Genomic DNA, 22,575 nt, shown 5'->3' on the forward strand with positions numbered 1-22,575 from the left:
TTGGGTTGGTGGGCAAAATCAAAACATGTAATTCCATAAGCTTTGTTGGGACTTGAGAATTTCTATATTGCTGGACAATTGACTCAAGCTAGTGGAAGAGTTTCAGGAGCAATGATGAGTGGTAGATCATGTATAAACATAAAAATATAATACCTGATTCAAATTGCATAACAATTGACAAGTTTTATAGACAGTTTTTAAATTCTGCTAAATCTATAGAAGATATGACTACTGTACTTAATACAAAAACGATAATATATTCACCTGTTCCACCAAAATATAATAAGCTTCATAATATATTTGCGATAAAAATGGAAATGCACTTATTTTAGAAACTGCGGATGAGAAAAATGATATCATTAATAACTTTTGTATATTTATTAGAAAATGTTTAAACATAATTTTGAAAAGAACCCTATTATGCAGTGATATACAGCTCATGCAGTACTTGCAATTGATGAGATGAAGAGTAATTTTAAACAAATATTTAATACAGGAAAAGAATTAGGAATGGTTATAGATTTGTGTAAAAAACAAACCCACACCCATTCCCATCAAAAAGCAAAACTGCTAAATAACACAAAACGCCTCCAATTATAATCACTTCATAGTTTTACTGTAAATAGGGTTTTAAGGCATCTCTCCATACTCTATAACCATCTCCGTTTACATGTAATCCACTTACAGTATATTTATAAGATAATTTATTTTGATTAGGTAATGTAAAGAGATGATATAAATCTATGTATTGAACATTTAAGCTTTTACAAAGCTTATTTAAAGATATATTTAAATCTGTTATCTGTTTTTCACTTGTATTAGTTTTAAATAAATCCTTATTTATTGGAAGAACACTTTCTGCATATATTCCAGTATTAGGTAAGTCTTTCTTAATCCTTCCTAATATTTTAGAATAGTTTTTAGTAATTTCATTAGTAGATAGCCCTTTACCGATATCATTTATTCCTATCATAATAAAAATTTTTCGAGGATTTAACTTTATAACCTCACTTAAACGATTTAAAACTCCAGAGGTATTATCTCCACTGATTCCACGATTTAATATGCAAGGATTATTTAGTAATTCATTCCACTGCCCGATATCTGTAAGACTATCCCCTAAAAATACTATTTGGCCTTGTTTATTATCTGAATTCATATACATCGTAACTTTTTGTATGTAATAGTCAGAATAAGTTTTTTGATCTAAGCTTATATCTCCAACTTTTTTAGGCAGCATTTTATTTTCTGGTACAGTAGTATTATTTAATATACCTACAGCTTTAGATGAATGTAAAAAAAATTTAAAATACGAACATAAACACAATATAATAAAAAATATTATTGTGATAATTATTAATAGTTTTCTATTTTTCATATATGTCCCCCGTCAAATATTTAGGCATGATATATAAAGTGTCCCTCAACAAGTGCGAGGGACACCTTATATTAACACCACGTATGTTTCTAATTTTCACTTTGCTCAAATGTGCTTGAACCTACAACAAGATTAACTAATTCATTCAATTCATTTTCACTTAAACCATTTTTGTTTGAAGAACTAGAATCAAACTTGTAGCAAACACCATTTTCACTCCAAATATAAACTGTTTCTTTATTACCTTCACTATTTTTTAATTCATATTCATATTTAAAGACTTGTTTCCCTGCAATATTTAATAACTGTGTCTTATTTTTTGTTAAGTTTCCACCTAGTCCTGCAATAGTAACATATCCTGTATTTCTTGCTTCCTGATACTGTTTATAATCTTTTGTTTGAAGCAGATTTCCCACTACAGCATTATTCTTGCAGTATTCTATACCAAAATATTTATTCTCTTTGGACACAAAAGCACTTGAAATCTTTATATCTTTATTTGCACTATTCGGGAACTTAAATTTAAAACCAAGTACATTTTCAGCTGCTTTTAAATCATCTTTATCATAAATCTCATAATCTGAACTTTTACCTGGAGTATTATAATCTAACTTTTTTACTTCCTCTGGATATTTTATGGATGATGCTATTTTTTCTATTTCATCTTGAGAAAGATTTACAGACTCTATTCCCTGGTATATACCACTATATTCTAAGCTATACCAGTTGCCTTCATCCTGCCATATAAAATACTTACTAACACTTTGAGTATCTTTGCCTTGGCTATTTTGGGCTGGTGTAAAAAATTTTGCAGTAACACTTGTTCCATTTATCTCCCCAAGCTTCATAGGTTGTTCTGACGTTTCGACTTTACCACCATCTTTTTCAAATTGAGGATCTAAATCTACCACTTTCTTTAGTACCTCTGTATAGTTTGTATGAAAAACTTTAAATGAAATACGATCTATTGGTATATTAGGCATATTATATTTATCATTAAAACTTATGGATAAAAAATTATCGTTATCTGAAATTTTTTCCACTTGAAAATAATTAATAGCTTTATAACCTGCAGGCATATAATCTGGTACCTTGAATTTGAAACCAGCTACTGTTTGTGCTTTTGCTAAGTTATCATATTCTTTTACTTGTGAATCAACAAGAAACTGAATTTTTTGAGCAGAACTCATAGTGCTATTAGAAGTTACAGCAGGGATAGCATTGTTTCCCACAGCTTTAACACTAATACCATTTGCAAGTGTTAATCCTCCAACTAGTACACAACACAAAACAGCCGATGCAGACATTTTATAAGATCCTTTTTTGAATTTTGTTATCATTTTTATTCTCCCTTCGATTTGACTCTCAGTTTCAAAAAAAATTGCTGCTTGAGGATACCTAGCTAAATTTAGAGACTTTCTTGAAAAATTAATTAGTGTCATACCATAATCTACAGTCTCTTTTTCTCCAAGTATTTCAAGTACACAAGCATCACAAGCGCATTCTCTTTGCAACTTCATTTTATTCATAGCAAACCATACCAAGGGATTAAACCAATGTATTAAAACAGCAACTATACTAAGCGAATTATAAAATAGATCTTTTCTTTTATAATGAACTAGCTCATGTAAGATAATATATGAAAATTGTTTGAGGTTGTCCATATTAATTAGGCCTTGTGGTATATAAATTTTAGGTTTCAAAACACCTAATATACAAGGACTTTTAAAATTGTCATATACATAAATAGGAATATCTATATTTATATCAGCTTTTTTCTTACATTCCTTAATTAGTGTTAATACTTCCGTATCATCAAGGGTTTTCAAGACCTTAAATTTCTTCTTGGACTTTACTAAAACTAATAAAAATATGGAAGCTATAATAAGCAATCCTAATAGCCATACACAAGAAGCTGCCTTATATATATTCACAACTAACTTATTTTTATCTATACTTTGCCATTTATCTTTTATATACATAACTTGCTTATTTTCAATGTTGTTGTTATAATGAGGTTGACGTTTAGTACTATTCAAATTTGATTGGTTTAACCCTGAAAGATTCAAGGGTAAGCTATGTCTTTTTTGGATAGTATTTTTATTTTGTGAAGTACTTTGTTCATTTCTCGTAAAAATACTAAACAAATTTATTTGATTTTGTGAAATTACAGGTATAATAAGTCTTATAAGCACTATAACCCATAGTGCATGCTTAAACTTTACACCAATATGGTTATTGAATAACTTCAAAATTAAAGTAATTATCAGTATTGCAATACTTGCTGTTAAGGAAGTTTGCAAAACCCATAAAAAAATCCTTTGTAAGATTTCCATCTCTAACATTCCTCTTTCATAATAATCCAGAAACTCTTAAAATTACTTCTTTTCTTCTTTCTTACTTTTAAGAAGCTTTTCAAGATGTTCAATTTCTTTTTCTGATAAAGACTCTTCTTCTAAAAACTTCGTAAAAAGGATACTTACAGCTCCATCATATACTTTATGAAGAAAAGATTTGTTTTCAACTTTAATACACTCATCTTCTGAGATCAACGGATAGTAATTATAAATTCTACCTGACTTCTGAAACCCTATTATTTCCTTTTTTACAAGTCTTGCCAAAAAAGTTTTAATTGTTTGGGCTGACCATCCCATTTTATCAGATAAAGAATTTATTATTTTTTGAGATGTCAATGGGTTTTCCTTCCATATAACCTTCATTATTTCCCACTCAGCTGCTGATATTTTAGGAATATCTCTCATAATATACACCTTTTCCTTTTATAATCTACAATTGTAAACCAACAAGTATAGTCTACAACTGTAGACTATACTTGTCAAGATATATTATTAATTTTTTACCTTCCAATAAATATTTGCAATAAAATAAATATTCGCTACAAATTTCTAATTATTTTTTATCTAATTTTTTTCTGTTGTATGTATGATTGCTAATATATCAAAGATGTTATTAATTATTATGGTTTTCGTAAGATAAGTTCTTAATTTTAATATACAGGACAACATATTAATTATAACTATAACAATATACTTTTTAGCTATTATGCTTTACATAATAGCTGAACTATCGTATAATAATAAAAACGCTAATATGTAATACATAATAGTCGAAGCAAGGAGTGATAATTTGAAGCAGACTCAACTTTTAAAAGGCATACTGGAAGGATGTGTCCTTTTAGTTGTTTTAGAAAACGAAGTGTATGGATATGAAATGATTCAAATGCTAAAAAAATATGGGTTTAAAGAAATAGTTGCGGGTACTGTATATCCCCTGCTTCAAAAATTAGAAAAGCAAGGATATCTTTCAAGTACAATAAAGCCTTCACCAGAAGGCCCTGATAGAAAATATTATTGCATAACTACTGAAGGAAAAACTCATTGTAAGGATTTTATTGAACAGTGGAAGGACTTAGAGTCCAAAGTTGATAATTTAATATGCTTGAAAGGAGAAAATTTATATGAATAGAAAAGACAATTCTGTGAAAGAAATTATTGAAAGAAATAATGAATTGCGCAAAAAGTTAACGGATGAAAATAGAGAATATTATGAACAGCTGCTGATATACATTCGCACCGCTGGATTATTTTATGACGATCATGAGGTAGAAAGCTTATTGATGCAGATTTTACAGGATATAATTTCCGCCCAAGAAAATAATCAATCTGCCGAAGAATTCTTTGGAAAGAATCAACAGTTAGCAGCAGACGAATTGATTCACAACCTTGGTAAATCCAGCAAAAAAGAGACATTTAAATTAACTGTTCTTGTCTTTGGCATCAGCTCTTTCTTTGAAGTACTGAGTGCATTAACTGCTCCAGACAAGGGAATAAATATTCTTATACTAATCATAAATGGTTTATTGAGCTTCTTAGTTGTAGAAATTGTATTTTTTATACTGCATAAAAGTATTTATACAAAAATCATAAAAGGAAAGGTTGCCGCTTTTTTATCTATATGGCTCCTTGTTTCTTTGATAATTGGTTTGTTTGTATTGATTGATTTGTTTACTCCTCACCTGATAACTATACATTTGTCAAGTTTGTTGGGAATTTTTATTATATCTATATTACTTATTGCTGCCGCTTTCTTTATATTTAACTGCGACAAGCAGGAACGTCGTATATGGTGGCCTTTTCTACCACCTATATTTATTCTTTGTTTCATTGGAATTACATTAAGAATACCATTAACAAAAAATTGGATGTCAAGCGGTAATGGCAAAATTGCAGCAGTTGTATTAGTTATATTTGGGTATATTCTTTTCTTAGTGCTAAGTTACTTTGGTTCTAAAGGTAAGAAAGAATAGTATTTTTTATATGAATGACAAATCTCTATCTAAAAATATTTAACTCATAAAAAGTTATTTATTATACTTCAAATTCACTAATAAAATCAATTAATACATAACCGTACTGGACAAACCCAGTACGATTTTTTCATAATATCAACCTACCGAATGTCGATATATAAATAATAATGCGATTTTCCATCTTTCGTATATTCACTTGGAACGGTACTCTCATAATCTTTAGTAAAAACTCTCTTTATATCTCCCGATTTTTGTTCAATTACTCATTATTGTATGAGCTACACATGCCTTAGGAAGTTTTTCTTTGCAATAATCCCACCATTGCTTTTCTGTCATATTTCCTATTTTAATTTGATGCGGAAAATAATTATAGATTACCCCAGGAACAGAAGTTCCAAGAAGCATTCTAACATTGCCGCACCCCATTTCACTAGAAAACAATTCATCACATTTAGAGCGAAATTCTGAAATAACATTAACACCTATTAATTCTTTTATCCTATCCTTAATTAAAACACACTCTCTCATTGGATAACGTAATAATTCTACCCTGGCATCCAATATAATCATATCTGGCACAGATACATCTACTATTACTTGAATATCATGTTGATTATCCATTAGATGTGAGGTAGTTCTCCAAATATTATCCTCCACTTCATAATAGTTAACTTCAAAATTTCTTGAATAAAGACTCTTTTCCATAAATATACCTCCATAGTTATACTCAGTACTGACTATAATAACATTTTTTTGGAACTCTTAAGAGAGTTCCTTCAATGTTTCATTTATCCATTTTAATTCAGTTTCTAAATGATATATATGATGATTAAATATGCTAATACAGTAAATTCTGTAATCAGGTAACAATTTGCTTACTGTATTATCTTTATTTCTAGCTAATTCTTTCAGCTTATTTTCTATATACTCTTTTTGTCTATTTAAATTTTTAATAACAGTATCTTTATCAGCAAAGTCAGAAAAATATAATACTCCATCAAAATCAAATTCTACACTATAATTTTCAGCTAAAATTTTATTAAGCAAAGAATTAAAATAAGCAATTCCTAAATCAGTAATAGAATATACTGTTTTTTCAGGCCTATTGCCATCCTTTTCGATAACAGAATTTATATAACCTTTTTCAGCAAGTTTATCTAAATGATAATAAATTGTAGGAAGTTTAATTTTAGCAAAGGCTGCTATGTTATCTGATACTATTTGTTTTATACTATATCCATGTTGAGAACCATATCTCATAAGAATCCCTAGAATATATAATTGTACTTTCATTTGTAATCTCCTTATACTCAGCACTGACTATAATTATATCATATTTTGGGGTAGTGTCAACAATATGTACAGATTATGTAATTAATATAGCATAAAAATCAGCACTTTTCTAAAATGACGCAGCACAACATTATAATTTATTAATTCACAAGTTATCCACAGATTATCCACATTATCCACATAGTATTCTATCTATGTGTCCTACTTTTAGTTCAGCTAGTTCGTTATGGAAGATTTATCTTAATATCTGTTTCAGCAGATGTAGGAAACTAGATTTGAAATAGTAAGTGACAATAAAGTATAATATTTGTTATGAACATATGAATGTAGCAATAGCACTACTTGAATAAAGGAGATTTTAAACATATGAATTTTTATTTCGCACCTATGGAAGGTTTAACTGGGTACATTTATAGAAATGCCCATAATGCCTTCTTTAATAAAATAGATAAATACTTCTCACCTTTTATTGTTGCAAATCAAAGTGATAGGTTTAAAACAAAAGAATTAAAGGATATTTTACCTGAAAACAACCAAGGTATAGTTTTGATTCCACAATTACTAACAAACAATGCAAAAGATTTTATACATACTTCAAAGAAAATAAAGCAAATGGGATATACTGAGGTCAATTTAAATTTAGGATGCCCTTCTGGAACTGTAGTCTCAAAAAATAGAGGATCTGGATTCCTTTCAAAAACAAAAGAACTTGATGCGTTTTTAGAGGAAATTTTTTCAGAGGCTGCATCAAAAATCTCAGTAAAAACTAGAATAGGAAAAGACAGTCCAGAAGAATTTTATAACTTAATTGAAATATTTAACAAATATCCTATAGAAGAACTTATCGTTCATCCTAGGATTCAAAAAGATTTTTATAAAAATAAGCCTAATCTTAAGGTTTTTAAAGATGCCTTATCTTTAAGTAAAAATCCTGTTTGCTATAATGGTGACATTTTTACAGTTAAAGATTATAAGAAATTTACAGTTGATTTCTGCAGTGTAAAAACTATAATGATTGGCCGTGGATTATTAGCCAATCCTGGATTGATTAATGATATTAAAAATAATACTAAACTAGATAAAAAATTACTAAAAGATTTTCATGATAAAATTTATGAAGATTATAAAAAAGTACTTTTTGGAGATAGAAATGTCTTGTTTAGAATGAAAGAATTATGGTCTTATATGATTCAGATATTTTCTAATAATGCAAAATATGCAAAAAAAATTAAGAAATCAGAAAAATTATACGATTATGATGCGGCAGTTTTAAGCCTATTCAGAGAACAGACTATTTTAGAAAATTAGTAAAATTAAATTTATCTATTACATTTCTAATTTCGTTTAGACTTTATATCCATGGGCATACTAATTTCATCAGGTGATTCTTAGGCTCAGGTAGAGTTTGGTTAAAATGATTGGAGTATTACAGATGGTATCTGTTAAATTAAATACCATATTTTGCTTCTTAATATTAGTTTATAGGTAGGTGATTAAATGCTAAGTGATAAACCAATCAATTCTTTCTTAGAAAATATAGCTTCTAAGCCATTAACTCCAGCTGCAGGAAGCATAGCCGCCTTGAGCGCAGCCTCTGCAGCAGCATTGACTGAAATGGCTGCTAACCTTACCTCAAAAAAACCTAAATATCATGATATTTCAGCTAAAATGAAAGAAATAGCTGAGAAATGTTCTTCCTATAGGGAGATTTTTCTTAATGATATTGATAAAGATACAAAAGCCTTTAAAAAAGTAATAGATTTGTATTTAATACAGCCAAATACACAAGCCGAGAAAGAAATTCAACAAAAGGAATTGCAAAATAGTTTTAAAACAGCTATAGAAATACCTCTAAGTATGGCCCATAATATTGTAGAGTTAATTTATGCTATAAGATTTGTTAATAAACATGGGTGTAAAACATCAGCATCAGATGTAAAGCAAGCTTATATTCTGGCAGAATCTGCAGTCCGTTCATCAATTTTTCTTATAAAATCAAATCTTGTCTTTGTCCATGATGAGGATTTTCAAACCTATATTTCAAAAAAAATTGATGAATTAGAGGCAGACTTAGAAATGTAATAAATAATATATTTATTACGAAGCAAAGCTTCGTAAGTTAAGAATTACTAATGAAAAATTAATAGTGAAGGATGATTTTTAGCTGTTGCAAAAAATCTTTAAATTTATGTAAATCAGCAATGTTTCGCTTTAGCGAAATGAGTGGTGAAAAGTTTAATTAAAGATTTTTTGTAGTGTAACGGAAAAAAGCCCACATTAACTATTAATTCTTCATTCTTAACTATTAATTAAAATATTGCTCCGCATTATTTTTATATTAATTCAAGATTTCATATGTGCGAAAGTTGAGCTATTAATTTAACACACTTTTCTCACCTTTAATACCAATATAATTAAATATCTCTTGAAACAAAGTTTTTGCCACAGGTGCTGAAACATCTGAAGCATAATAATTTGATCCATTAGGTTCATCCACACTTACAAGCAAAGTTATTTTAGGATTCTCCTCAGGAGCCATACCGGCAAAAGAAGACATGTATTTTCCCACTGCATAACCTCCTGTTTTAGGATCAGCTACTTGAGCCGTGCCAGTTTTACCTGCAATATCTAATCCCTGTAAAAAGGCATTTTGTCCTACCCCTGAAGTAACTACTTTAGTTAAATCATCTCTTAACTCAGATGCTAATTTAGCATCATACACAGTTTTTTTACCATAATTACTATATTTTTTATCTACAACTTCATTATTTGTATCATCAATATGTGCAATACTTTTCATAACATGCGGTCTTATCCATGTTCCTCCATTCGCTATTGAATTAAAAGCAGCCATGTATTGAACTTGATTGACTGCAACTCCTTGTCCAAAAGCAAGCTCAGATAAATCAAATCGGTTAATTTGATCAGGGCTTCTCAAAATACCCGCTGATTCTCCAGGTAAATCTATCCCTGTTTTTTGACCAAATCCCATTTTTTGTGCAGTAGCAACAAGCTTGTCTTTACCTAGTTTATTTCCTAACTCTGCAAAACCTACATTACAGGAATTTTTTATTATATCCACAAAACTTTCGCTGCCATGCCCATTCAAATTCCAGCAGTGAATGGGACTTTTATCAATTGTTATGCTGCCATCACATATATAGGTATCATTCAATCCAATATTGTTTTCTAAAGCACTTGCTGCAGTAACAACTTTAAATATAGACCCTGGTTCAAAATTATCTTGAATAGAAGGATTTTTCCAAAGCATTTCAGCATCTTTAGAATTTTTGGCTATACTTGCTGCGTTGTTAAGATCTACACTAGGCTTATTTGCCATTGCTAATATTTCTCCATTTTGAGGATTCATAACTAAAATATTAACTGCTTTCGCATTATTATCTTCTAAAGCTTTTTGGGCTGCTTGTTCAGCATATTGTTGAATAACTGAATCTATTGTTAAAATAACATTTTTACCATCTACCGGTGGAGTATATTTTTCAGATTCATAAGGTAATTGATTATTTTTTGCATCTTTTTCATAAGTCATACTGCCAGGCGTACCTGAAAGTTCTTTATCATAGCTCATCTCTGCCCCAGAAATTCCATTACCCTCAGGATTTACCAATCCTAAAATACTTGTCATAAAATTTCCATTTACATAATACCTTTTAGTGTCTGGTGAAATAATAATTCCTTTAATATTTAACGCTTTAACCTGAGTCATTACAGGTTTGTCAATCTGCCTTTTCAGTAAAGCTGAATTAGCAGGCAATCCATTAGGTAGTGTTGTACCTAATACTTTTAAGATATCGCCAGATTTCATATTAAGTATGGGAGACAATTTATCAGCTAATTGAGAAAAAGACATTTTTTTCTCATCTAAAGTTTGCCTTAATGTTTTTAAATCCAGGTCAACTCTGTAAATACTTTCATTTACTGCTAACTCATTAGAATTTCTGTCTAGGATTTCTCCTCTTTTAGCACTAATTGGTATTGTAGTTGTTTGTTGCTCTATAGCCATTGATTTATATTCAGAACCCTTTGCTACCATTAAATACCCTAACCTTCCAACTAGTCCTAAAAATACAATAATCAATAGTATACCAGCAAATATAAATTTATTTTTTTTAACAAATTTTTTTGTTTTCATCCTTCGCCTCTTTAGTCTTTCAGGCAATTTTCCCATTTAACTAATCGCCATTTTATAATATTATTTCTTATATGCTATATAGATTATTATATTAAAAGCTGTAATCATATTCAACTATAAGTAATCATGATAGGCAAGTTTATTACATAATTGTTTGTGAACTAGATAAATTGCAAAATGCAATGGTATAATTTATTAGTAAAAGGATATGAAGGAGAATTTTCAGTGATTAAACAAGATTTAAAAATAAAAAATATACCTGCAATCTTGTGGGGTCTCAAATCAGATAAACTATTTATAGCAATTCACGGTAGCATGTCAAATAAGACAGATGATAACATTGTGGTATTTGCAGAAGAAGCACTAGCAAAAGGTTATCAAGTTCTTAGTTTTGACTTACCTGAGCATGGTGACCGCAAGGATGAACCCTATGCCTGCAAAGTTCAAAACTGTGTTCAAGACCTTAGTACCATTATAGATTATGCAAAATCACTATCACATAATATAAGTATATTTGCCTGCAGCATGGGAGCATATTTTAGTTTACTTGCTTACAGCCGTGAACCATTGAAACAGTGTTTGTTTCTCTCTCCTGTAGTGGATATGGAACGCATCATAAATAATATGATGACATTGTTCAACATAAGTGAAAGCAAACTAAAATTAGAAAAAGAGGTACCAACGCCTATTGGACAGACACTATATTGGGATTACTACTCCTATGTAAAAGAACATCCTATCATCACTTGGAATTGTGCTACTTCGATTCTATACGGCTCAGAAGATAACTTGTGTGAGTTTGATGTGATATCTGCATTTGCAAAACACTTTAATTGTAACCTACAAATAATGGAACATGGAGAACATTACTTTCATACAAAAGAACATCTTGAATTCTTTAGAAAATGGGTGAGAAAAAATATATTTTATAATTAAAAAGTTTTATCTCAACTTTATTTAACTCTCACTCTACATGTGGGACTTTTAGCCTATAATGATTTATTCTGTTATTTTCGCTTTTGCACTTTATTTTTATACATATTGTTATCTGCTATCTCTATTAAAGTATCAATATCAACCTTTTTTATATTATTATATTCTGCAAAACCATAGCTAAAATCCACTTTATAATTAAAAGAGCTGCCTGCATTAAGCTTGTCCATATCACTTCTTATTCTATTAATAATTAATTCTGCATCTTTTATAGCAATATTAGGAAATATAATAAGGAATTCATCTCCACCTATTCTACAAACATAGTCAGAATTTCTTACATTAGAGACTAACAACTTGACTACATTTAAGATAAGGTTGTCCCCTTCAATGTGACCATAGGTATCATTTGTCTTTTTTAAATTATCCACATCTATAAAACATATTGTTAGATTATTTTTGTTTCTCAATGCATTTTTCATTTCTTTATCCAAGAACTCCATACCTGCCCTTCTGTTGTATAACTTCGTCATTTCATCAGTGGCAGCTGTTTTTTCTAATTCATTTTCTTTGTCTGTTAATTCTTTGAATATAGTATTATAAGGCTGAGTAATACAGGTTATTATAACTGCCTTATATATAAGATAAAAAGATATTATCTTAAAATAATGCCCTAACAAGTTTGAAAATGCATAGTTATTTATATATAAAGTAAACTCAAATTCAGATATTATAGTAAAAATAATAGACCCAAACAAGTACCCATAAACTTTATTATCAAATTTATTTTTGTTCTTCCTTAACAATATGATATCAGTTGTTAATATTCCACATATAATATATTCGCTAATTATTTTAAATAGGGTTTGTCCTTTTCCTTGAATAAAACATATAGGGAATACCTTGAAATAAAAAATTGAAGCTATAATACTTGACGTAACTACGGTATAAATTCCAAAGGTTAAATATGGTCTCAATTTTCTCTTAAAATGTATGAATATAAATGGTATAAACAAAGAAATGCTTTCAAGATAACGTGCTCCTATCCATAATTGATTGGCATAAAAATTATATCCTCTAAAAATGTTCATGCCGTGGTATGACAGCGTATGTAGTAAATCTAAAAATGCTACAAACACATATGCAATACCTATAAATACAAGGTAATCAAAATATTTTTTCGAAAAATTTTTTGAATTCCATGCTACTATAAATAAAGTAAATCCTATTATTACACTAAATAATTCTGCAAGGCTGTGAAACAATAAATAGCTATATAGGTTGGTCATATATAAAGCTGCTATCACAATTAATAAAATAATAACTTCAAAAATATAATTTTTATATTTATACATATGAACAGCCTCCCAATAAAATAATAATTACATATAACAAATACTTCAAATAATTTTATCATCTAGATATAAACTATTAAGTACATTATATTATTAAATAATAAAAAAATCCAATAAAACAATATTTAAAAATATTATTTGTCGAAGAAGCCTATGTAAAAAGTCTAAATTTGAATTAAAAATAGCTCATTAGAATATGTATCTGTATTGGACGAACCCAGTACGGTTATATATTCTAATGAGCTATTTTTAACAGCCTTCTTAGTGCTTTATCACTTAGAAGGCGTTATCGAGGCGCATAACAGTGTTTATCCCCCGCTTTGATAGAAAAGCAGATATCCCAAATCTTTGATTTGGTGATAGTCGCTTTCGCTGTGTGCGATGGGGGTGTTAGCAATGGTAGCTATCGGATAAATATTTAATTTGAACTTTCATTAATACTACGAAATACAATAAGCTTACTTCCAATATAGTTTGAAATAATAGAAAAACCCGTAGCAAAAACTTGAGAAAGAAAAGTATCAACATACAATTTGCTCACTAGTAAATGCATAATAATTAGGTTTAATGATAAGGATACTACATTTACCATAGTGAATTCTATAAGTTGAAGAACTATCCTTTTATCCTTATCACAGAAAGTCCACTCTTTGTTTAAAATATAACTATTTAGCATACCTATTGAATACGAAACTACTGTACTTAAAAGATAATTAATGAGCAAAATCTTGTTAAAAAGATAAAAAGAAAGCAGTGTTATAGTAGTATTAGCAGCCCCAACTATACAAAATTTTATTAGTTTAATCATAAAATTTTCCTATTATAAAATATTCTTTATTTAGCATGACAATCTTTACCTTCACCTCTGACATCATTAACTACATATAAGTTTTTTTGGGGACTTTTATATAACTTTATGGAACTATTAGCAGGGTTTGCTAGTTTGTCATCTAAATTTATTTCTTTATCTATTATGTACAGCGGTCTACATTTACTTTCATCATAAATTCTAGCAATATATTCGCCCACAATTCCTATAGAGAAAAGTTGTATACCTCCTATAAAGCATGCTATAGTCAATGTTGTTATCCATCCTATAGAATTTACATCAGTTCCTCGTAATATCTTTACTAAAAGATATGCAAAAGTTATTAGTGATAGTAAAATAGTTTGAAGGCCTAAATGTTCAACTACCTTTAATGGTTTTGAAGAAAAAGAGATTATTCCATCTAGTGCAAATCTTATCATCTTTTTTATGGGATATTTTGTCTCTCCTGCAAAACGTTCTTTTCTTTCATACTCTAAAGGTACTTGTTTGAATCCAATCCAACTCCACATTCCTCTCAAGAACCTATTATGCTCAGGCATTTTCTTTATGACTTCAACTACCTTTCTATCAATAAGCCTAAAATCTCCTGTGTCTACAGGAATTGCTACATTGCTCATTTTATTTAAAATCTTATAGAATAATTTTGCTGTAATAAGTTTAAATACGCTTTCACCATCACGCTTTTTTCTTTTTCCATATACTACATCATTTCCCTGTTCCCATAACTTAATCATTTTAGGTATAAGTTCAGGTGGGTCCTGAAGATCTGCATCCATTACAATTACCGCATCACCATTAGACTTATTTATTCCAGCAGTAACTGCAATTTGATGGCCAAAATTTCTAGAAAAGCTTATAACTTTCACATGAAAATCCTTTTTGGCAATTTCCTTTAAAATATTAAAGGTTTTATCCTTACTTCCATCATTAACAAAAATTAGCTCATAATTTAAATCATTTTTTAAAGCTACATTGCTTAACCGGGTATAGCACTCACTAGCAACTTCTTCTTCAAAATACATGGGAACAACTATTGAAATAAGTTTATGGTTCATAATTTACCTCCCCAAAATATGCTTAATAAATAGTAATTATTTAACTTTATCTATATTGATTATTTTTCGTATAAGCCCAGTTTTCTATTCCTATCTTAATAAACTTTATTAAGATTTTTTGTTTATTTATGAATATTTTTACGTCAGGTCTAAAAAAATAAAATAAAGATTAGTATGAAAACATAAGGAGAAGGCCTATGAATTTATCTAATACAAAATCAGTAGATAAAATAATTAATTTCATTGAGAAAAACTATTATTTTTTTTTAATGATAATTTTATCTGTATCATTGTTTAATATATTTTATAACTTAGGTAGTACACCTATAAATAGCTGGGATGAGGCAAGGCACGGAGTTAATGCTTATGAAATGATTAAAAGAAATAATTACATAGTAAACACTTATGCATATAGTAATGATTACTGGAACTTGAAGCCACCAGTAAGTTATTTATCAATAGTTTTAGGCTTTAAGATAGCAGGCTTTAATGCCTTAGGTCTAAGATTGTTTTCCGCTGTGGCAGGTGTGTTAACAATACTTATAGTAACTATATTCGTTTTATATAATTACGGGAAAATAGCCTCTCTAATTTCAACATCCGTATTAACTACTACATCACCCTTTATTCTTGATCATTGTTCTAGAAGTGGAGATGCAGATTCCCTATTTATTTTATTCTTCACATTATCTATAATATGTTTAACTTTAGCTAAAAAAAATATTTTATGGTTTTATGGTTCTGGTTTTATTTCTGCATTAGCATTTCTTACTAAAAGCTGGCATGCCGGCAGTATAGGAGTTATTATAGTCATATATTTAACTATAAACAGATCAATGATAAATAAAAAAGATATAGCTATATTTATACTAAGTACTTCATTCCCAATTTTAGTTTGGTCATTGTTAAGATACAGTCAAGATGGTTTTACATTTTTTAAAAACATGATATCATATGATTTAATGGCTAGAACCTCCAGAACTTTAGAAGGTCATATTGGCGGCATGTGTTACTACATTGAGCATTTTCAGTGGTCTTATTTTTATTGGTTTCTTGTTTTCACAAGTACTGCGCTTACAATCATTACAATAACCCTTCCAGAAACTTTAACTAGTGATGATAAAAATTATGTTTTATGCACAGCTTTGTGGATAACTATACCCTTTTTGCTTTATACAATGGCAAAAACTAAAATTTGGTGGTACATATTCCCCATCTATCCTGCAATGGCCATAAGTATTGGTACGACTTCAAGTATACTTCTAAAATCAAAAAAATCAAATATTATTATGCCAATTTTGCTAAGCGGAATGATACTGTTTTCCGCAGGGAAAAATCAGCTATTAATTATGGAAAAAATTTCTCATGTCAAAACAGACCCGATTCAAATTCTTTTCAAGGATCTAGAAAAGCACCCTGAATACAAAGGCAAAAAAATCTACATCAATCACTTTGAACAGAGTTACTGGCTGTGTGCTGAATTATATGGTGACTTAATTCCAACTTCTGGTGGTATAAATGGATTTTTAAAAGATAATAATAGCTGTCTGCTTTTTATTACAAGAGATAAAATAAATCTTTTAGGAAATAATATTTCTAATTTCAAGATAATAATTCAAAATAAAAACGCTTGTATTTATAGTAAGTAGCTACTAGTTTATCAAAAATCCAGGTACACCCAACTAAAAAAGTAATATCAAAAGTATAGTTAAATAAAAAAAGCTGCTTTGCAGTATCAGCTTCCCCATTCCCTATATAGGGCATAGGAAATTGTACAATACCAACAAACATGATCATCCATAAAATTTCTATTTGTAAAGTAATTTTCTCATTCTTTTTGTTTTTAATATACTCAATAAAGGAAACTAAAAACACTAAAGTATAAAAAACTACTATGAAAGATAGAGTCTTCGGCAGTTTTAAATTTCTAAAGTTTGACCAAAATGTGAAACGATTAAATTCAGGATTATATTTTGACACCTTAGATCTTTCATATTTACCTAAGGAGGTTTCGGTATGAAAGCTCTTAGATGCAGTATATTCCATGCCTTTTAATAACCTATCAGGATGTAAAATATAGAATTTTGCAAGTTTTATATTGCTAATCTTTTGATTAAATTCTTTATTGGTTATATCTGACCAAGGAATATATTTTACATATGCACTTTTAGGTAAATAAGCATGCTTTCCTGCTTCCACAGATAAATCTGGAGATAATCCAAGCATAACCAAGTCTTTTTTTGGACTTTGTGAATTTTTCAAAATACCATAAAAAACTGAATTAAATTTTGTATCTACACCACAAGAGTTATCAATTTTACAATATATTCCTTTTACATAAAAAACTATTGTTAGAGTAGTAATAACAAGAAATATATTAGTTTTATTGAAAATTTGTTTTCTATCAATTTTCACTATCCTTAACATAATAAAAACTACAAGTGGTAATTCAACAAAGCATTGAGCTTTAGCTCCAAGAAATAAAATGGACGAAATAAATATAAATATAAATTTTTTATAAGACCTATCTTCTCTATGTTTTAAAAAGTAAATAATACTTGAAATAAACAAAATAAAACCTACAATCATCATTGATTCTCCATAAAGGCTGTTAAACCATACAATATAGTTTCCATCTACTAATATTATTATAGATAATATACTAAAAAAAACTGCTGCAGCTATGTTTTTAAAATGAATACAGCTAAAACATATATATAATCCTGTCATATACAAAATTAAGTAAATAAAAGCTAAAATTCTAGTGTTAAAATAATTATAACCAATTATTTTGCATAATAATTTTCCAAATGTAATAGGATAAATCATGCTTGTGGTTGGAATAATTCCTAAAAGCCTTGAAGAACTGGTTGGAAGCATTTTATATTCCGTTACAACATACTTAAACCAGTGAGCTGAATCTTGCCCTTTAGCATCCGTTAAACCAGTAACCTTCATTACCCTTTGAAAATCTCCTTGATCTGCTATACCTGGCATAGGAGGATAAAAAAGTATAAATAAAGCTGCTATGAAAGCTCCTAGGATACTAATAATTGGTATATATCTACATAAACTTGAATTTTCCCTAAGAGACCACCTATTTTCTTTCATATTTTAGTAATAACTCTCCCCTTTCCTGGGACTTATCCAAAAAGATAACATATCCATATAACCAAAGTATTTCCACAAATTTAGGAATTAAACCTAACCTACAAATAATAAACTTTTTTTAAAGATTAGTCACAACCATTTTATTGTGATAAAATAATAAAAAAGTGTTTGAAAAGTGTCGCTAATTGAAGTATGATGATTGATACAATCACAAATGTGAAATTATTTAATTAAAATTATGAATTTTAATTCGTTTAATAAAATCTATAAAGATCAGAGGAAGTTTTATATGAATAGAGATATAAAAAAAGAAGTCCAACTAAATACAGCTCAAATGCTAGTAAAATGTTTAGAAGCCGAAGGAGTAAAGTACATCTTTGGTATTCCTGGTGAAGAAAACCTAGAAATAATGAATGCAATTTCAGATTCAACTATTGAATTTATCACAACCCGTCATGAGCAAGGTGCTGCATTTATGGCCGACGTTTATGGACGTTTAACAGGAAAAGCAGGTGTTTGCCTATCAACACTAGGACCAGGTGCCACTAACTTAGTAACTGGTGTAGCAGATGCTGATAGTGATGGTGCTCCGGTTGTCGCTATTACAGGTCAAGTAGGTACTGAAAGAATGCATATAACATCGCACCAATTTTTGGACCTTTGCAAAATGTTCGAACCAATCACAAAGAGAAGTAAACAAATCGTTCGTCCCGATACTGTAAGTGAGATTATAAGACTTGTTTTTAAATATGCTGAAAGTGAAAAGCCTGGAGCATGCCACATTGATTTACCTGTAAATATTTCAAAAATGCCAGTAGGTGCTTTAGAAAAGCCTTTGGAAAAGAAAATTCCACCAAAGGAACATGCGGATTTATCAACAATTGAGGAAGCTGCAAGTGAAATCTTCAAAGCAAAAAATCCTATTATCTTAGCTGGAAGCGGTGCTATAAGAGGAAATTCTTCAAAAGCTGTTACGGAATTTGCAACTAAATTGAAAATTCCAGTAATTAATACAATGATGGCAAAAGGTATTATTCCGCTGGATAACAAATATTCAATGTGGACAATAGGTATTCCACAAAAAGATTATGTAAATAAAATTATTGAAGAAGCTGATTTAGTAATTACAATTGGATATGATATTGTAGAATATGCCCCATCCAAATGGAATGTAAATGGAGACATTAAAATTGTACATATCGATGCAAGACCATCACATATCAATAAACTTTATCAGCCCATAGTAGAAGTAGTTGGTGATATTTCAGATGCTCTATACAATATATTGAGAAGAACTTCTAGCAAAGATGAACCAGTAAAAGCTTTGGAGATTAAAGCAGAAATGCTAGCTGAACATGAAAGCTACGCAAATGACAATGCTTTTCCAATGAAACCCCAAAGAATTTTAAATGATGTTAGAAAAGTAATGGGACCACATGATATTGTCATATCAGATGTTGGTGCCCATAAAATGTGGATTGCCAGACATTATAACTGCTATGAGCCCAATACATGTATTATTTCAAATGGTTTTGCTACAATGGGTATTGGTGTTCCAGGTGCAATTGCAGCCAAATTAATTAATCCAGATAAAAAAGTATTGGCTATTGTTGGTGATGGCGGTTTCATGATGAATAATCAAGAATTAGAAACAGCCCTACGTATTAAAACTCCAATTGTAGTTTTAATATTTAATGATAGTAACTACGGTTTAATAAAGTGGAAACAAGAAGAACACTATGGTAAAAGCTGTTATGTAGATTTTACTAATCCAGACTTTGTAAAGCTTGCAGAAAGTATGTATGCAAAAGGATATCGAGTAGAAAGAGCAGAAGATTTAATTCCAACTTTAGAAGAAGCCTTTAAACAAAATGTACCTGCAGTTATTGATTGTCAAGTTGACTATGGTGAAAATATAAAGCTTACAAAGCATTTAAAAGAAGTTTATGAAAATATGTAAAGTGGAGGAATAAAATGAAGGCATTATCTATTAAACCAGAAATCTACACCTTTGATACATGTAAAGAATTTATAGAAAAATTTAAAATAGGAAAAGAAGATTTAATTATTACAAGTGAGCATACTTATGTTTCATATTTTTCTAAATATGACCTTGATACCAATGTAATCTTTATTAGAAAATACGGCACTGGAGAGCCAAGTGATACAATGGTAGAAGCAATTTGTAAGGATATAAAAGATATTACTTATAAAAGAGTAATTGCCATTGGCGGCGGAAGTATCCTTGACGTTTCAAAATTGTTTGCATTAAAGAAAGTTTCGCCAGTACTTGATTTATTTGATCACAAATTAGAATTTGTAAAAGATAAGGAATTGATCCTAATTCCAACAACTTGCGGAACAGGCAGTGAAGTAACTAATATTTCTATTCTTGAATTGAAGTCAAGACATACAAAATTAGGTCTTGCTATAGATGAACTATATGCAGATTTTGCTGTTATGATTCCAGAACTTCTAGAGAATTTACCCTTTAAATTTTTTGCAACTAGCTCCATTGATGCCTTGATTCATTCCATTGAATCCAGTGTTTCACCAAAAGCTACAAGCTATACAGAAATGTTTTCCTATAAAGCAATGGAAATGATTTTAAAAGGATATCAGGAAATTTCAAAAAATGGACCAGACGCTAGATTTTCCTTGCTAGATAAATTTTTACTTGCAAGCAATTATGCTGGAATTGCATTTGGTAATGCAGGGTGTGGTGCAGTACATGCTATGAGTTATCCTTTAGGTGCTAATTACCATGTTCCTCATGGAGAAGCAAATTACCAAATGTTCATTGGAGTATTTAAAACTTATTATCGTTTAAAACCACAAGGTAAAATTACAAAACTAAATAAATTCTTAGCATCTATTTTAAATTGTAAAGAAAGTGAAGTTTATACTAAAATAGAAGAGTTATTAAATATATTGATTCCTAAAAAACAATTACGTGAGTATGGAGTAAAAGAAGAAGAATTAAAGGAATTTACACAAAGCGTTATGACTAAACAAGGTCGTTTAATGGCAAATAACTATACAGAATTAAATGAACAAACTGTATATGAAATATATAAATCCTTATATTAAAGTAGAGTTGATTTAGATTATGATAAATTTTCTTAATTTGGAATACTTTTTAGTTGCATCAGAAGAATTAAACTTTACTAAGGCAGCAAAAAGATTGTTTATCTCTCAACAATCATTAAGTTCTCATATTTCAAAGTTAGAGCTTGACTTAAATGCGACATTATTTAATCGCACCTCACCTTTAACGTTGACACCAGAAGGAAAAAGTCTGGCAAAAAACACCATAAAGATATTGAACTTAAAAAAGCAATCTCTAAAAGAACTGTCAGATATCAAAGATTTTAAACGAGGTGACTTATATATTGGTATATCCCCTACAAGAGGACTATCATTTTTGCCGGAGATACTGCCTGACTACAGCGAAAAATTTCCTAATATTCATCTACATTTATTTGAAGGTAATTCAAAAGAATTAGACCTTGCATTACTTAACGGTGATGTAGATTTAATAGTTGCAATGTTACCTTTCAATGTAGAAAATGTAGAAACAATACCTCTTTGTAATGAAGAAGTTCTTATGATTGTTCCAGATAGTATATTAGTAAAATACTTTCCTAATAACTATGATAAAGTTAAAGCTCAACTTGAAAAAGATGTAGATTTAGCTTTATTGAAAGATTGCCCTTTTTTAATGTTTAATACAAGACATATGGTTAGGCTTATTGCAGATGAAATGTTTAGTGAAAAACAGATAAAGCCTAATATTATTTTAGAAACAGATAGTATTGAAACAGCATTGGCACTTTCAGTAAAAGGGATGGGAATTACTTTTTATCCTAAAACTCTAATGAGTAACAAGAATTTAGTATTTGATAAAGACTCCTTTGCAAGTACTAACATATACCATATGCGATATAATAAAACTCATAGAACGCTGGCTATCGGCTATCAAAAAAATCGCTATATATCTCAAGCAGTAAAGGAGTTTATCAAGCTAGCAAAAGAAAAATATGAAAATTTAATTCAATGACAGATGTAGATTTAATCATTATCTTTACCTACTCCATAATAATAAAACAAATAACCGCATACCTGTTAAATTCAGGTA

At 29.4% G+C, this 22,575-nt stretch carries 20 protein-coding genes and 1 pseudogene; 10 read left to right on the top strand and 11 right to left on the bottom strand.

What is annotated here, in order from left to right:
* Nucleotides 1-128 precede the first annotated feature (128 nt).
* On the top strand, nt 129-332 hold the full coding sequence (locus tag CLCOS_RS03620; RefSeq protein ID WP_063601996.1) for a hypothetical protein: 204 nt from the start codon (nt 129-131) through the stop codon (nt 330-332).
* Nucleotides 333-613: 281 nt separating this feature from the next.
* On the opposite strand, the gene CLCOS_RS03625 is transcribed toward CLCOS_RS03620, so the two are convergent.
* The 3 genes from CLCOS_RS03625 to CLCOS_RS03635 all read right to left on the bottom strand — a co-directional run bounded on the left by CLCOS_RS03625 (nt 614) and on the right by CLCOS_RS03635 (nt 4,140).
* Nucleotides 614-1,378 carry a GDSL-type esterase/lipase family protein gene (locus tag CLCOS_RS03625; RefSeq protein WP_063601997.1) on the bottom strand — a complete coding sequence of 255 codons (765 nt, stop codon included), beginning with the start codon at nt 1,376-1,378 and terminating at the stop codon, nt 614-616.
* 89 nt (nt 1,379-1,467) lie between these two features.
* Nucleotides 1,468-3,714 carry a M56 family metallopeptidase gene (locus CLCOS_RS03630; RefSeq protein WP_063601998.1) on the bottom strand — a complete coding sequence of 749 codons (2,247 nt, stop codon included), beginning with the start codon at nt 3,712-3,714 and terminating at the stop codon, nt 1,468-1,470.
* 42 nt (nt 3,715-3,756) lie between these two features.
* Nucleotides 3,757-4,140: a BlaI/MecI/CopY family transcriptional regulator gene (locus tag CLCOS_RS03635; protein WP_063601999.1), complete on the bottom strand. Its 384-nt coding sequence runs from the start codon at nt 4,138-4,140 to the stop codon at nt 3,757-3,759.
* 385 nt (nt 4,141-4,525) lie between these two features.
* On the opposite strand from CLCOS_RS03635, the gene CLCOS_RS03640 reads away from it, so the two are divergent.
* Both CLCOS_RS03640 and CLCOS_RS03645 read left to right on the top strand, forming a co-directional pair.
* Complete coding sequence (locus tag CLCOS_RS03640) at nt 4,526-4,864, top strand: PadR family transcriptional regulator (protein ID WP_063602000.1); 339 nt, start codon at nt 4,526-4,528, stop codon at nt 4,862-4,864.
* Complete coding sequence (locus CLCOS_RS03645; RefSeq protein WP_063602001.1) at nt 4,857-5,705, top strand: hypothetical protein; 849 nt, start codon at nt 4,857-4,859, stop codon at nt 5,703-5,705. The genes CLCOS_RS03640 and CLCOS_RS03645 overlap by 8 nt, the downstream gene beginning before the upstream one ends.
* Before the next feature lie 143 nt (nt 5,706-5,848).
* On the opposite strand, the pseudogene CLCOS_RS22745 reads toward CLCOS_RS03645, so the two are convergent.
* From CLCOS_RS22745 to CLCOS_RS03655, 3 genes and pseudogenes are all read right to left on the bottom strand, one after another.
* Nucleotides 5,849-5,965: pseudogene (locus CLCOS_RS22745) on the bottom strand (AraC family transcriptional regulator); the annotation flags it as partial.
* Nucleotides 5,964-6,413 (bottom strand): DUF2889 domain-containing protein, encoded by a 450-nt coding sequence (locus tag CLCOS_RS03650; protein WP_063602002.1) that lies wholly within the window; start codon nt 6,411-6,413, stop codon nt 5,964-5,966. The gene CLCOS_RS03650 and the pseudogene CLCOS_RS22745, both read right to left, overlap by 2 nt.
* Before the next feature lie 57 nt (nt 6,414-6,470).
* Nucleotides 6,471-7,001 (bottom strand): PadR family transcriptional regulator, encoded by a 531-nt coding sequence (locus tag CLCOS_RS03655; protein ID WP_063602003.1) that lies wholly within the window; start codon nt 6,999-7,001, stop codon nt 6,471-6,473.
* Between the two features lie 366 nt (nt 7,002-7,367).
* Between CLCOS_RS03655 and CLCOS_RS03660 the strand changes: the two genes are divergently transcribed.
* A complete protein-coding gene (locus tag CLCOS_RS03660; RefSeq protein WP_063602004.1) occupies nt 7,368-8,309 on the top strand; it encodes a tRNA dihydrouridine synthase in 942 nt (313 codons plus the stop codon).
* A 189-nt stretch (nt 8,310-8,498) separates the two neighbouring features.
* On the top strand, nt 8,499-9,083 hold the full coding sequence (locus CLCOS_RS03665; RefSeq protein ID WP_063602005.1) for a cyclodeaminase/cyclohydrolase family protein: 585 nt from the start codon (nt 8,499-8,501) through the stop codon (nt 9,081-9,083).
* Between the two features lie 292 nt (nt 9,084-9,375).
* On the opposite strand, the gene CLCOS_RS03670 is transcribed toward CLCOS_RS03665, so the two are convergent.
* On the bottom strand, nt 9,376-11,154 hold the full coding sequence (locus CLCOS_RS03670) for a penicillin-binding transpeptidase domain-containing protein (protein ID WP_063602006.1): 1,779 nt from the start codon (nt 11,152-11,154) through the stop codon (nt 9,376-9,378).
* A gap of 225 nt (nt 11,155-11,379) precedes the next feature.
* Between CLCOS_RS03670 and CLCOS_RS03675 the strand changes: the two genes are divergently transcribed.
* On the top strand, nt 11,380-12,090 hold the full coding sequence (locus CLCOS_RS03675; RefSeq protein ID WP_063602007.1) for an alpha/beta hydrolase: 711 nt from the start codon (nt 11,380-11,382) through the stop codon (nt 12,088-12,090).
* A 71-nt stretch (nt 12,091-12,161) separates the two neighbouring features.
* On the opposite strand, the gene CLCOS_RS03680 is transcribed toward CLCOS_RS03675, so the two are convergent.
* From CLCOS_RS03680 to CLCOS_RS03690, 3 genes are all read right to left on the bottom strand, one after another.
* Nucleotides 12,162-13,442, bottom strand: a complete 1,281-nt coding sequence (locus CLCOS_RS03680; protein WP_063602008.1) for a sensor domain-containing diguanylate cyclase — start codon at nt 13,440-13,442, stop codon at nt 12,162-12,164.
* A gap of 418 nt (nt 13,443-13,860) precedes the next feature.
* Nucleotides 13,861-14,250 carry a GtrA family protein gene (locus tag CLCOS_RS03685; RefSeq protein WP_063602009.1) on the bottom strand — a complete coding sequence of 130 codons (390 nt, stop codon included), beginning with the start codon at nt 14,248-14,250 and terminating at the stop codon, nt 13,861-13,863.
* Between the two features lie 26 nt (nt 14,251-14,276).
* A complete protein-coding gene (locus CLCOS_RS03690; RefSeq protein WP_063602010.1) occupies nt 14,277-15,326 on the bottom strand; it encodes a glycosyltransferase family 2 protein in 1,050 nt (349 codons plus the stop codon).
* 197 nt (nt 15,327-15,523) lie between these two features.
* On the opposite strand from CLCOS_RS03690, the gene CLCOS_RS03695 reads away from it, so the two are divergent.
* A complete protein-coding gene (locus CLCOS_RS03695) occupies nt 15,524-16,975 on the top strand; it encodes an ArnT family glycosyltransferase (RefSeq protein WP_063602011.1) in 1,452 nt (483 codons plus the stop codon).
* On the opposite strand, the gene CLCOS_RS03700 is transcribed toward CLCOS_RS03695, so the two are convergent.
* The gene (locus tag CLCOS_RS03700) at nt 16,929-18,437 is read right to left on the bottom strand and encodes a hypothetical protein (protein ID WP_063602012.1); all 1,509 of its coding nucleotides are present in this window, start codon (nt 18,435-18,437) and stop codon (nt 16,929-16,931) included. The two genes, CLCOS_RS03695 and CLCOS_RS03700, sit on opposite strands and share 47 nt — an antisense overlap.
* A 289-nt stretch (nt 18,438-18,726) precedes the next feature.
* Between CLCOS_RS03700 and CLCOS_RS03705 the strand changes: the two genes are divergently transcribed.
* Genes CLCOS_RS03705 through CLCOS_RS03715 form a run of 3 tightly spaced genes read left to right on the top strand, consistent with a single transcriptional unit; the run spans nt 18,727 to nt 22,497 of the window.
* Nucleotides 18,727-20,397 (top strand): acetolactate synthase large subunit, encoded by a 1,671-nt coding sequence (locus CLCOS_RS03705; RefSeq protein ID WP_063602013.1) that lies wholly within the window; start codon nt 18,727-18,729, stop codon nt 20,395-20,397.
* 14 nt (nt 20,398-20,411) lie between these two features.
* Entirely contained in the window at nt 20,412-21,527 is a 1,116-nt protein-coding gene (locus tag CLCOS_RS03710; RefSeq protein ID WP_063602014.1) for a 4-hydroxybutyrate dehydrogenase, read from the top strand.
* 19 nt (nt 21,528-21,546) lie between these two features.
* On the top strand, nt 21,547-22,497 hold the full coding sequence (locus CLCOS_RS03715) for a LysR family transcriptional regulator (RefSeq protein ID WP_063602015.1): 951 nt from the start codon (nt 21,547-21,549) through the stop codon (nt 22,495-22,497).
* The last annotated feature ends 78 nt before the right edge of the window (nt 22,498-22,575 follow it).

The organism is Clostridium coskatii, from assembly GCF_001675205.1.
Lineage (GTDB): Bacteria > Bacillota > Clostridia > Clostridiales > Clostridiaceae > Clostridium_B > Clostridium_B ljungdahlii.